This window comes from Sphingobacteriaceae bacterium GW460-11-11-14-LB5 (assembly GCA_002151545.1).
In the GTDB taxonomy this organism is placed as follows: Bacteria; Bacteroidota; Bacteroidia; order Sphingobacteriales; family Sphingobacteriaceae; genus Pedobacter.
This window is the reverse complement of sequence record CP021237.1, coordinates 3,922,739-3,935,718: the sequence shown is the minus strand read 5'-3', so window position 1 is coordinate 3,935,718 and position 12,980 is coordinate 3,922,739. Positions and strand designations below refer to the sequence as shown.

The window sequence follows — 12,980 nt, the reverse complement described above, 5'->3', positions numbered from 1 at the left end:
CAACGATTTGATTAAACACAATGTCCCGGCCAATTTTTGGCCGGGATTTTTACAACTTAATTATGAAAATAAAAATTTGCTTCCTTTTCTGTTTTATTCTATTTGCATTTAATGCTTCTGCTCAACAGAACGACATTATGCCCCAATCGGAGATTTACGAATGGCCAAAAGATGATGCAGTTAAAAAGAAGCTCGATACCTGGCAGGATAAAAAGTTTGGAATGATTATCCACTGGGGAATTTATGCCGTTCCAGGGATTATCGAGTCCTGGTCCATTTGCTCTGAAGATTGGATTGGCAGAGACAGTACCATTAAATACGAAGATTATAAAAAATGGTATTGGGGTTTAAGCGAAAAATTTAACCCTACGAAGTTCAACCCCGAACAATGGGCTAAGGCAGGTAAAAGTGCCGGAATGAAGTACCTGGTGTTTACCACCAAACATCACGATGGTTTTGCCATGTTCGATACCAAAGAATCTGATTATAGCATAGCCAAAGGTCCTTTTGCAACCAATGCAAGAAAAGACGTAGCCAAATATGTGTTCGATGCTTTCCGCAAAGAAAACTTTATGATTGGAGCTTATTTTTCTAAACCCGACTGGCATTCTCAATATTATTGGTGGGACAAATATGCCACTGCCGATAGAAATAACAATTACGATATCAGAAAGAACCAATGGCGCTGGAATAAGTTTAAAAGCTATACCCAGAACCAGATTGGTGAATTAATGAATAATTACGGAAGCATTGATATTTTATGGCTCGATGGAGGATGGGTACGTCCGCGCAATAGCGTAAATAAAGAAGTACTTTCATGGGGAGCACCTATTCCCGATTGGAGTCAGGACATTGATATGCCTAAAATTGCCGCTGATGCCAGAAAAGTACAGCCTGGTTTAATTGTGGTAGATCGTACCGTACACGGCCAGTTTGAAAACTACCAAACCCCGGAGCAGAAAATCCCTGAGAACCAATTGGATTATCCTTGGGAAAGCTGTATGACTTTAGGCGGTGCATGGGGTTTCGTACCCAACGACCGATATAAATCAGCTGGCGAAGTGGTTCATAAACTGGTAGAAATAGTTGCCAAAGGTGGAAGTTTACTTTTAGGCATTGGCCCTAAGGCAGATGGAACATTACCTGAAGATGTCATTACAAAACTGGATGAAATAGGTAAATGGACCAGTAAAAATGGTGCTGCCATATACGGAACACGGATCACCAAAAATTATCATGATGGGCAAAACTGGTTTACGCAAAGTAAAGATGGTAAAACCATTTACGGCATTAGTTTACTTGGCAATACACCGGGTAATGAAATTTCCTGGCAGGGAAGTATGCCTAAAAAAGGAAGTCCAATTACCATTTTAAGTACCAGTCAAAAGGTAAAATGGACACTAAAAGAGGGCAAGGTACATTTCAATCTTCCAAAAACTGACGAGAAAATAGCCTTGACTTTTTCTTTTACGCCCGAAACCAATTAATTAGTAATGCCGAAACTGAGAAGATACCTATACTTATTGCCTGCATTGTTTTTTTGCAGCAGCCTTTTTGCGCAAGTTAAAAAAGGACAATCTTTACCCTATAAAAATTCAAAATTAAGTGTCGATTTGAGGGTAAAAGACCTCATTTCGAGAATGACTCCGGAAGAGAAATTCTGGCAGTTATTTATGATTCCCGGTGATGTAACCGAAAAGAACAAAGACCAGTTTAAACATGGGATTTTTGGTCTGCAGGTAAGTGCAGCTGCGCAAGGAAGTGGTAATGCACAGCAAATGTTAACCTACAATACCTCAGAAGATGGACTTTCTCTGGCTAAAAAGGTCAATAAAATTCAAAAATATTTTGTGGAGGAAACCCGCCTGGGCATCCCCATCATTCCATTTGATGAAGCTTTACACGGCTTGGTTAGGCAAGGCGCTACCGCTTTTCCGCAGTCAATTGGTTTGGCCGCAAGTTTCGATACGGCTTTAGTGGCCAAAATCGGGACGGCTATTGCCCATGAGGCAAGGGCTCGAGGTTTGAGAGATCTTCTGGCGCCTGTAATCAATATGGCTACAGATGTAAGATGGGGCAGGGTAGAAGAAACCTATGGTGAAGATCCTTATCTAACAACCGTTCTGGGGCATGCATTTATGAATGCCATAGAAAAGCAGAATATTATTGTTACCCCAAAACATTTTATTGCCAATGTTGGCGATGGTGGTCGCGATAGTTATCCGATTGAAATGGATAAACATTTTTTAGAAGAAATTCACTTTCCAGCTTTTAAAGATGGGGTTAAAAATGTGGGTATCCGTTCGTTAATGACTTCCTATAACAGTGTTTTTGGTACTCCGGCTACTTCAAATAAGTGGTTACTGACCACTAAATTAAAAACTGAATGGGGTTTTAAAGGTTTTGTCATTTCTGATGCGGGTGCCGTTGGCGGGGCGAATGTATTACATTTTACCGCTAAAGATTATAAAGATGCAACGGCGCAATCGATTAATGCGGGCCTTGATGTAATTTTTCAGGTAGATTATAACCATTACAAACTTTTTCTACCTGCATTTTTGGATGGCAGCATTCCTAAATCGAGAATAGATGATGCGCTTGCCAGGGTTTTGAAAGCGAAATTCGAACTCGGGCTGTTCGAACATCCGTATGTAGATGAAAGTATTGCCGAAAAGATGTTAAGCGATCAAAGTAACCATCATCTGGCCAAAGAAGCGGCCTTAAAATCTTTCGTGCTCCTAAAAAATGATAACAACACCCTTCCGCTAAAAAATACCAAACGCATTCTATTATTAGGTGAAGATGCAATTGAAGCCAGGTTAGGTGGCTACAGCGGAACAGGAAATAATAAAGTAAATATTTTGGATGGACTTAAAAGTGCAACATCCGGAAATATGGAGATTACTTATTTAAAAGGGAGTAGCCGCGAGCTGCAATCTTATATTCCAATAGATAGCCAGTTCTTATCTGTTAATCAAAAAGCAGGATTAACCGGAAGTTACTACAAAGGGCTTCAATTCACAGGGAAACCCATTAAAGAAGTAAATGACAAGGCTGTTAATTTCAGCTGGACATTATATCCGCCTGATGAACAACTCCAGCTGGATGATTATTCTGTAAGATGGAGCGGTAAAATTAAAGTACCACAAAATGCTGAGGTTAATATCGGATTGGAAGGTAACGACGGTTACCGATTATACCTGGATAACCAATTGATTATCGATAACTGGGACAAAAAGTCTTTCAGTACAAAGACAGTTCCGTTTCATTTCGAGAAAAATAAAGAGTATGCAATTAAGGTCGAGTTTTTTGAACCTAAAGGAAATGGTAAAATCAAACTGATCTGGGATTATGATATCAGGAAATCAAACGAAATAACCGACGCAGTAAAGGCCGCAAAAAATAACGATGTAATCGTATTTGTTGCAGGCATAAAAGAAGGCGAGTTTCTAGATCGCGCGATGTTAAACCTGCCTGGTAACCAGGAACTGTTATTGGAAGAACTTGCAAAAACAGGGAAACCAATTGTAGTGGTATTAACCGGTGGAAGCGCCATCAATATGCAACCCTGGCTAAATCAAGTAAGCGCGGTGTTAAATGTGTGGTACCCGGGCGAAGCTGGTGGGGCTGCCGTTGCAGACGTATTACTCGGAAAAATAAATCCATCAGGAAAACTGCCAATAACCTACCCGATTGATGAATCGCAGTTACCCCTGGTTTACAACCACAAACCTACCGGAAGAGGCGATGATTATAATAACTTAAGCGGCGAGCCACTTTTTCCATTTGGATATGGGTTAAGTTATACCAACTTTTCTTACAGCAATTTAAAGTTTAACCGCAAAAGTATCGCTAAAAATGAAACCGCTATAGTTAGTTTCGAACTTAAAAATACAGGCAGTTACGATGGTGAAGAAGTGGTGCAGTTGTACATGAGACCACTGTTAAGCAAATTGGCACAGCCGGTTCTTGCACTGAGAGCTTTCCAGCGGATACATTTAAAAGCAGGCGAAGCAAAGGTCATTTCATTCAAACTGGATAAAGAGGTACTTCAAACACTCGATATGAATAATGTTTGGGGAGTAGCACCAGGTGAATATCGAATCATGATCGGATCATCAAGCAAGGCACTTTATTTAAAAGATAACTTGACAGTTAAGCCTTAAAAAAACACCCCCTATGGTTGGGTATAAACCATATCAAGTAATAGTTGCCGCAGATCTTGGTTAAATCTGCGGCTTTTTATTTTATTCCGTCATTGCGAGGAGGAACGACAGCCTGTCCCGACCTTTCGGGGAAGCAATCTAAAGCGCAAAATTATTTTTACTGTGGTAAGATTGCTTCGGCTCCTTCATATCCAGCCGCTATGATAATTTTGCGAACTTACTGCTTTCTTCTCAGCGTACTTTGCGGTTACATGAAGCTATTTTAATTCTTCAATACCCAATTTCACCGCAAGCTCATTCAGGTCCTTTACTACCACATCGATTAATGGAATGCCACTAATTTTTCTTTCCTGCTCAAATTCATGCTCCGGTTCGCCGGGGATGATTACCTTTTTGTCAGGATCTATCGTTTTTGCACTTTTAAAGCGTTCTACCCAATTGTCCAGATGATCTTTAAAGTCTGCAGCCGGTCTGAAGCCATCAACACGCATGGCGCCTAAAAAATGGCCTAATCCTTCACCAACCGGATTTGCCGATGGTTCTAAAAAAGCTACAAAAGGAGGCACCCAGGGACCATAGTTGGCGCCAGACAGTACTGCTGATAAAATATCAACCGTAGCACTCAGTCCATAACCCTTATGACTGCCATGGTCTTTATCGCTACCCAAAGGTAAAAGTGAACCGCCATTTTTTAATTCGTTTGGATCGGTAGAATTTTCACCATTTTTATCCTGAACCCAGCCATCAGGAATACTTTTATTGGCACGTTGGGCAATTTCCAATTTGCCATTTGCTGCTGCGGCAGTAGCCATATCTACAATTACAGGCGGATATTTTCCGGCCGGAAAAGCGTAACACATCGGATTTGTGCCCAGTAAACGTTCGTTGGCATAAGTAGGCGCCACCAGGGGGCTTGCATTGGTCATACTAATGCCGATCATATCTTTTTCTACAGCCATTAAAGCATGGTAACCGGCAATTCCAAAGTGATTGGAGTTTTTAACCGATACCCATCCGCTACCGTACTTTTCTGCTTTTTCGATGGCAACTTTCATCGCGAAAGGCGCTACAACCAACCCTAAACCTGCATCACCATCTACTGTGGCTGTGGTAGGCGTTTCGTGTACGATTTTAATATCAGGTGTGGCATTGATTCTTTTCTTTTCCCAAAGGCGTACATAGCCACTTAAACGTGCAACACCATGAGAGTCGATGCCACGTAAATCTGAGCGGATCAATACATCGGTTGCTAAATTGGCGTGTTCATCAGAGCAGCCCATTTTTTTAAAAACGTTAAAAGTAAAAGCCCTGAGATTGGTTTCGGTAAAAGTGATGAAGTTCATTTTAAGTATCAAGTTTGGGTAACAAGTTGATAGTATTTAGTAGCAGGTATCAAGAGTTTTAGCTTCGGATTGTCGACTATCGACTTCCGACTCGGGACTTAGGACTAATATTATGGTAATAATACAGTAAAATCGCCACCTAGTGGTTCGAAGTTTTCTATACACGAAGAAAGAAAATCTTCGCCGTAATTCACATACATGGGCGCAATATTCAAGATTCTTTCCTGCAGTGTTCCATTCGGGAAAAGCCTTTTCTTTACATTGTCTATCTGCAGTAATGCAGTTTCATGTTTTCTTTTCTCGGCCCGGAATAGTTTCTTTTCCAGGTTCGCCAATAAATGATTGGTTCGTTGTTTTGCCGTATCAGTAGAAACAGAAAGCGTTTTATCGATTTTATAGGCATTTAGTTTAATCTGATCGAAAATGCTGTTAATGGCTCTGGTTTCATCGGCTAAACTCAACAATGCCGTGGTATTACGCTTTACCCAAATATTTTTTAGTTCTTCAACAGGTAAGAAAATATCTTCCAGAGAGAAACCTAAATGATATAAATTCTGGGCACTGCGTTTATCAATCAATAAAGCCGAATTACGCAAGAGTAAAACCGGAAAATCAACTTGGTAAAAGTCGAAATTTGCCTTTAACTGCATCCAGTAAGCTACTTCTGCGCCACCACCAATATAAGCCAGGTTGGGTAAAATAACTTCTTGGTACATGGGGCGCATCACCACGTTTGGGCTAAACCGCTCAGGATGTGCCTCGATTTCTGCTTTTAGTGTTTCTTCGGTAAAACTGATATCGGTATGATTCACCAGATATTTGCCATTTTCAAAAATCAAGCGTTCGCGGAGATTATCAATCAGGTAAAAGAAGTTAATATCACGACCATTCACCTGCGTTTTATAACCTAAATCTTCCAGATTTTTCGAGCTCTTTTCAATATTTTTCGAACTGTTGTGCTGAATAATATCTTCGGTAATAATATGCGTGAATTGTTTTTTTAATTGGGCATCATCTGCATTTACAATCACCAAACCATATTTCTCGAACAGGTTGTTCACCAAAAACCGGGTGGCATCGGCTAAATTATCGTGTTGCAAATAGGCCTGTTCCACTAACTTGGCAATCCGTTTCCCGTTTTTAGAGATACCAAGATAACCCTTATATGCGGTTACTGCTGCGGCAACGGTTTGGGTACTTAATCTTCCGGTGGCACCGTTGGTTTGTTGTATCCAGCTGATGTTCTTTTCATCAACACTTACATGGTTAATTTCATCAAAATCGTGATCCTCTGTTGCCATCCAATAAACCGGGACAAAGTTTTGATCAGGATGGGCCATTTTTAACTCGATGGCTAAATTAATGGTGGTTACAATTTTGTAAATAAAATAAAGTGGCCCGGTAAAAAGGTTCAGCTGGTGGCCGGTTGTAACCGTAAAGGTATTTGCCGAGCCTAAAAGTTCTATATTTTTGGTAACTGATTTGTTGGGCTGTAAATGCTGGTACTGATCTTGTAAAACCTTAACTAAAGTTTCTCTGTTCCCTGAAAAATTTCGATGCTCAATTGCTTTGGCCAGGCCCTCCATATCAGGACGATAACTATAAAAAGCTTTAAGCTGTTCTTCGTCGTTAATATAATCTAAAACCAGTTTTGAAAATGATCCGGTTTCCTGATATGAGATATATTTTGCCTGCATGATGTGCGAAAGTAATGCAATTTAAGGATAATCGTAAAGTCGCGCCACTATTTTACAATTGTTAAATAATTTTTTGCTACGGAAGCACAGAATCACGGAATTTCCATATAGCCGTCATCCTGAGCGGAGTCGAGGGATCTTTAGGATAGAAAATATTAAAGATTGCTTTCAATCGCGCCAACTTTTTCACGGTACAAATCAATCGGGCTATCTAAAAGCACCGCAATTACTGTTAATTCGGGATCTAGTTTATCTTTAGGCACCGGAATGTAAACAATCCCCGGTATTTTGCTCCAGTACAGTTTGTTATAAATTTCGTGCGGAAGCATAGTGCCTTCACCTACAATCCTGATCCTGCTGATGTTGTTTTTTAAGCCTTTAATCGCAATTGGGCCGGTTGGTGTACCTTCTACAAATAAATAAAGGGTTTGTTTATCGGCAGAAAGTGCGGTGTTACCCTGGTAATGTCCTGCCGGAATTCCTTCTGTTGTTTTGTATAAGGCCTCCGCATTTTTGATTACCCAATTGTTCACGGTTTGGTCAAGAGGTTTAATATTCGCGTTGAAATCCATCCCATCTGCCGCTAAATTGGTTTCGTTAAAAATATTGATACCCTTATCCAACGTGGCCGCTAACTGTTTCAGCTTGTAAGCAGCAGCATGCTGTTTATTATTTGCTGTAAATAAATATTTTAATGAAATGGCTTCATTTTCGGTTTCAATAAGCGCAACAGGCTCATCAAAATTTACTTTTACTACGGTTACATCCTGATCAAAATCAGTTGAAGGGATATTGAAAACATAATCTGAAGCGCTAATGTTGGCGAATTTTACCTGACCGCCGCCAACTAATTGCATGTTTTTTACTTTTGATTTTAGACCTGTTAGCACAATGCCTTCATTCGTTTTATAATCGAGGTAAAGGAAAAGGGTTTTCTTATCTTTCGAAAGTGCGGTTTTTCCATTGAAATGTTTTTTAGTGATGCCGGTTTGTGTTCCGTAAATGGCTTCGCCATGTTTTTTTGTCCAGCGGCCTAAATCTTTTAAAATTTTAACCTGCTCTGGTGCAATAGTTCCATCAGCTTTTGGTCCAATATCAAGCAATAAGTTGCCGCCCATGCTGATACAATCAACAAGGGTGCGGATAATCATATTTGATGATTTATAGTGATTGTCGTAAGGTTGATAACCCCATGAATCGTTCATGGTATAACAAAGTTCCCACTCTGGTGAACTCGGTTTTACCACCGGGACACCTTGTTCTGGTGTATCGTAATCGCCATGGCCGTTGAGGCGGGAGTTGATAATGATGTTCTGGTTTACCTTGCGTAAATTTGTCAATATGTTTTTGGCCTGCCATTCTTCGCCGCTATGCTCCCAATCGCCATCAAACCATAATAAATCGGGATTGTATTTGGCCGACAGATCGTTTAACTGGCCCTGGAAATAATGCTGAAACTTTGTAAAACGTGGTGCATCCTGTTTATAATCGTAACGTTTTCTGTCGCGGGTAAAACCATCGTAATCCGGATAACTCCAATCAGGTAATGAAAAATATAAACCTGTTTTCAAACCAGACTTTTTGAGTTCAGTTACAAACGGCGTGATTAAATCTTTTTTTGCAGCACTATTTTTTAAGGTTGTGGTGGCTAAAGGAGCTTTACTGTCCCAAAGGGCCACGCCATCATGGTGTTTGGTAGTAATTACCGCGTATTTGGCACCGCTTTCTTTAATCAGGTTTACCCATTCTTCAGGTTTATATTTTGCTGCCGTAAAACCATTAAGCTGTTTCATGTAAGCATCGTGGTTAATGTAATTGTTAAAAAACGACCACGATTCGGAAATGCCATTAACTGAATAAATACCCCAATGGATGAAAATACCCAGTTTGGCATCGGCAAACCATTGCATTTTTTGGCTTGAACTGCTTTGCTGGGCAGAAAGATTATTAACTACAAATAGTGGTAATAAAAGGAAGAAAAACTTTAAAAAACGCATATTGTTTTGTTGTACAGATAAACGATAAATATAATATTTTGCAGGCTGATTTAAGTAGAAAAGCTGCGGTTTTATATCATGAGTTTTTATAGAACGATCGTCATCTCGACTGTAGCGTAGTCCCGAATGTTCGGGAGAGAGATCTATTATAGATTTAGCTTCGCTGAGCACTTCGTGGTTCTCAACTACGTTGCACTTCGTTCGAAATGACGATGCCATAAATCAACAAATTCTTTAAACAAAAAAAAGCCGCCCCGAAAAATCGGGACGGCTGTAAAATATTTGGTTTAGTGATTTACCATTTTTTTCTGCGTTCACCGCCTTCACGGTTTCCGCCTTCTCTGCGTGGGCCTCCGGTGTTACCACCTTTGTCGTCACGGCTACGTCCAGAGAAATCTCTGAAACCGCCACCGCTGTTTCCGCCTTCGCGTCTTCCGCTACCACCGCCAGAACTTCTTCTGTCGCCTCCGCCACGGTAACCACCGCCACCGCCGCTTCTGCGTTCTCCGCCGAAACCACCGCTACGTCTTTCACCGCCACCGCGTCTTTCGCCAGCACCTTCACCACGACCACCGTCTCCGCTTTTCTCGATACGTACCTGACGTCCGTTAAACTCAACAGATTTAAAGCCTTCAAAAACTTTGTCAGCTACATCGTCTTCTACTTCAAAGAAAGAGAAAACACCTTTTAGATCGATTTTACCAACGCTTTTGCCACCAATTTTACCGTTGTTACAGATAAATGATAACATATCGCCACGGGTAAACTCATCTACAGAACCTAAGTTGATGAACAAACGGGTGTAACCTTCGCTACCACGTCCACGTCCACCTCTTTCGCCTCTGTCCGCACCACGATCATCGCCAACTGCAGCGTTTAAATCAGGCGCTTTAGAATAGTAATCTAAGAAACGGTTAAACTCTAAAGATGCAAAACGTTTAATTACATCTTCTTTGCTTAAATCAGCAAATTCATCCATAATACGAGGGATGTACTGATCAATCTGTTCGTTGTTAACTTCTACGTTATGTACTTTGTGTACTAAAGAGAATAATTGTTTTTCACAAACGTCAAATCCTGTAGGTAGCTCAGCTTTGGTAAATTGTTTACCAATAATGCGCTCTAACTGGCGGATTTTACCTAATTCTTTAGAGTTGATGATACAGATTGAAATACCTGTTTTACCAGCACGACCAGTACGGCCAGAACGGTGGGTATAACTTTCAATTTCGTCAGGTAAAGAATAGTTTACTACGTGTGTTACATTATTTACATCGATACCACGTGCCGCAACATCAGTAGCAATTAACAACTGCATGTTACGCTCACGGAAACGTTGCATTACTTTATCACGTTGTTGTTGCGATAAATCGCCGTGTAAAGCATCAGCATTGTAACCATCTTTAATTAAGTGCTCGGCAACATCCTGCGTATCCAATTTGGTTTTACAAAATACTACGGCAAAAATTTCAGGGTTAAAATCTACAATACGTTTTAAGGCAGCATATTTATCACGTGCACGAACAATGTAATATTCGTGTTCGATGTTTACGTTACCTGTATTTTTTGTGCCCATGGTTAATTCAACAGGGTTATCCATGTAGTTTTTAGCTATACGGCGAACTTCTGCAGGCATGGTAGCCGAGAATAACCAGGTTTTTTTGTCATCAGGAGTAGTTGATAAAATGTCGTTAATGTCGTCCTGGAAACCCATGTTCAACATTTCGTCAGCTTCATCAAGCACAACATATTTAACGTTAGTGAAGTCAATGGCTTTACGGCCTATGATATCCAACATACGGCCGGGCGTGGCCACTACGATCTGAACGCCTTGGCGTATTTCGCGTAGTTGTTGCATAATGTTCGCGCCACCGTAAACGGCAACAACGTGGGCATTAGCAACGTTTTTAGAAAAGTTTTTAAGGTCGTTAGCGATTTGCAAGCATAACTCACGGGTAGGGCATAAAATCAATGCCTGTGGTTTATTAACTTTAAAATCGATTAGTTCTAACAGCGGCAAACCAAATGCGGCTGTTTTTCCTGTTCCTGTTTGGGCCAAACCAACAAAATCATTAGTGCCTTCTAACAGTACAGGAATACTTTGCTCCTGAATAGGTGTTGGAGTTTCAAATCCAAGATCCTTTACGGCATTAACGACGTCATCACTTATCCCCAATAATTGAAATGGGTTTGTCATTCGTCTTTTTATTTTTAATTGAGCCGCAAAGGTACGGTTAATATTCCGTATTTCACAGATAATCAAGTAAATAGTTTTTTAAGCTAAATATTTGAAAATAAGGAAGTAACAGTGGATGTAAGATGGATGATGGAAAAGGTGGGATGGGGCTGGTTTAAGTTGAGGTCGTGATTGTAATAGAGACAGTTGCTTTTTATTTGGAAAGCGGCTGCAGTGGGGCTTAGGTTGCATCAGTCCCGTTTTCCGTTTCAATCTTTTTAAACCTTTCAGGTTTCAAAAGGATTTTCACTCCAACCGGGTTTAGTTGGCAGGGCTGGAGGTAAAAATTTGAGTTTACCGCATCAGGATCATCAAACGGTTTTATTAGATGGTCTTTAACGAGCCATAATGAGTGCGGTTTCTAAATACGCGAGCGTATCCTGAGCACTCAGTTTGGTCACAACGTCATCGGCAATATCGTTAAATGCAATTCCCGATTGTTTTGAGATGGTTCCGCGTTTTAGCAAAAATACCGTTCTTGAAAATGAAAATTGATCATAATTTCCCCGGGCAACCCTTACTTCCTGTGTAATGTAGTTGTATCCATTCTGAGTTGGAATAGGACTTATTGGTGCGCGGTATTTAAAAATCTGGTCTACGAGCAGATTATTGGTTAACACGGTTTTTGGCGAGTAGAACAGTATTAAATCGCCTTCTTTTACTACCGTATAATTTACATTTCCGTCAATTGTTGCCGCATCGCTAGCTGAAAAAAACAGACTGCTTCCATCTGCAACGTAATGATCTGGTATAATAAAGCTACTTTCGTTTTTAATAAATTGCTTAATGATATTCTGGTCTTTTATTTCGCCGTTTGCTGTAAATAAACGTGTATCCGATTTTTTGACCAGATTTTCGGTTTGCAGCATTAAGGGGAAATTTATCTCTGCTTTGCTTCCGCCTTTTTTGCACGAAAAACAGAGACAAATAATAAGAACAGCAAATGTATTTCTGTAAGCCATAAGCAAGTTATCTTAACCTTTCAGCCGAACGGATTAACCTTTCGTCTTTATTAATGCCGAAAATAGCCAGTACAATAAATAAAATAGCTAATGCAGGCAAATAAGCGCCAACACCGAAACTGGCACCTTCAATACCACCTGGCAGTTTTTTGGCATAAACGCTGCACCAAAAGGCAAAACCACCAATTAATACAATTGATATAATCGCAATGCGTTTCTGAAAACTTCTTCTTTTGTAATTAAAGATGTTCATTAAACAAATAAATGCAACAGCGATATTGGTAATGATTAGAGGTAAAAAAGATTGGGTTTTAAGACTTACACCCGCTTTAATGGTTAAAGTTTGATATAAACCGGTAGTGTATACCGCTGATGTTGTTCCGGCACTATTTTTAGTTGCAATGGGTAAAAACAACATTAAAACCAAGGTTAATGCTGCTAAAAAAAGCCAGATCGATTGTATTCTTTGTATCATGAATGAAAAATGTATGAGAACAAATCTAGCCTTTTTTGAGAAAAGAAAGAAAGATTAAAGTTTCCGGATAGGAGCAGGAATGAATAAGGAGTATGAATTGCTAT

8 protein-coding genes are annotated in these 12,980 nt (G+C 40.1%); 2 read left to right on the top strand and 6 right to left on the bottom strand.

Annotated features, from left to right (window positions below):
* The first annotated feature begins 62 nt into the window (after nucleotides 1-62).
* Nucleotides 63-1,487 carry an alpha-L-fucosidase gene (locus tag CA265_15625; GenBank protein ID ARS43016.1) on the top strand — a complete coding sequence of 475 codons (1,425 nt, stop codon included), beginning with the start codon at nucleotides 63-65 and terminating at the stop codon, nucleotides 1,485-1,487.
* A 6-nt stretch (nucleotides 1,488-1,493) separates the two neighbouring features.
* Nucleotides 1,494-4,166, top strand: coding sequence for a beta-1,3-glucosyltransferase (locus tag CA265_15620; protein ARS41005.1), 2,673 nt, complete (start codon nucleotides 1,494-1,496; stop codon nucleotides 4,164-4,166).
* A 257-nt stretch (nucleotides 4,167-4,423) separates the two neighbouring features.
* On the opposite strand, the gene CA265_15615 is transcribed toward CA265_15620, so the two are convergent.
* The 6 genes from CA265_15615 to CA265_15590 all read right to left on the bottom strand — a co-directional run bounded on the left by CA265_15615 (nucleotide 4,424) and on the right by CA265_15590 (nucleotide 12,876).
* A complete protein-coding gene (locus CA265_15615) occupies nucleotides 4,424-5,509 on the bottom strand; it encodes a malate dehydrogenase (protein ID ARS41004.1) in 1,086 nt (361 codons plus the stop codon).
* Between the two features lie 110 nt (nucleotides 5,510-5,619).
* Nucleotides 5,620-7,206: a bacillithiol biosynthesis cysteine-adding enzyme BshC gene (locus CA265_15610; GenBank protein ARS41003.1), complete on the bottom strand. Its 1,587-nt coding sequence runs from the start codon at nucleotides 7,204-7,206 to the stop codon at nucleotides 5,620-5,622.
* A 155-nt stretch (nucleotides 7,207-7,361) separates the two neighbouring features.
* Nucleotides 7,362-9,203: an alpha-L-fucosidase gene (locus tag CA265_15605; protein ID ARS41002.1), complete on the bottom strand. Its 1,842-nt coding sequence runs from the start codon at nucleotides 9,201-9,203 to the stop codon at nucleotides 7,362-7,364.
* 295 nt (nucleotides 9,204-9,498) lie between these two features.
* Complete coding sequence (locus CA265_15600; GenBank protein ID ARS41001.1) at nucleotides 9,499-11,400, bottom strand: ATP-dependent RNA helicase; 1,902 nt, start codon at nucleotides 11,398-11,400, stop codon at nucleotides 9,499-9,501.
* A gap of 374 nt (nucleotides 11,401-11,774) precedes the next feature.
* Nucleotides 11,775-12,401, bottom strand: coding sequence for a hypothetical protein (locus CA265_15595; GenBank protein ID ARS41000.1), 627 nt, complete (start codon nucleotides 12,399-12,401; stop codon nucleotides 11,775-11,777).
* 7 nt (nucleotides 12,402-12,408) lie between these two features.
* Complete coding sequence (locus CA265_15590; GenBank protein ARS40999.1) at nucleotides 12,409-12,876, bottom strand: hypothetical protein; 468 nt, start codon at nucleotides 12,874-12,876, stop codon at nucleotides 12,409-12,411.
* Nucleotides 12,877-12,980 lie beyond the last annotated feature (104 nt).

Bases quoted from the DNA above. Each gene is read 5' to 3' on its own strand.
- CA265_15625 (ARS43016.1), top strand. From the start codon at position 63: ATGAAAATAAAAATTTGCTTCCTTTTCTGTTTTATTCTATTTGCATTT.
- CA265_15620 (ARS41005.1), top strand. From the start codon at position 1,494: ATGCCGAAACTGAGAAGATACCTATACTTATTGCCTGCATTGTTTTTT.
- CA265_15615 (ARS41004.1), bottom strand. From the start codon at position 5,509: ATGAACTTCATCACTTTTACCGAAACCAATCTCAGGGCTTTTACTTTT.
- CA265_15610 (ARS41003.1), bottom strand. From the start codon at position 7,206: ATGCAGGCAAAATATATCTCATATCAGGAAACCGGATCATTTTCAAAA.
- CA265_15605 (ARS41002.1), bottom strand. From the start codon at position 9,203: ATGCGTTTTTTAAAGTTTTTCTTCCTTTTATTACCACTATTTGTAGTT.
- CA265_15600 (ARS41001.1), bottom strand. From the start codon at position 11,400: ATGACAAACCCATTTCAATTATTGGGGATAAGTGATGACGTCGTTAAT.
- CA265_15595 (ARS41000.1), bottom strand. From the start codon at position 12,401: ATGGCTTACAGAAATACATTTGCTGTTCTTATTATTTGTCTCTGTTTT.
- CA265_15590 (ARS40999.1), bottom strand. From the start codon at position 12,876: ATGATACAAAGAATACAATCGATCTGGCTTTTTTTAGCAGCATTAACC.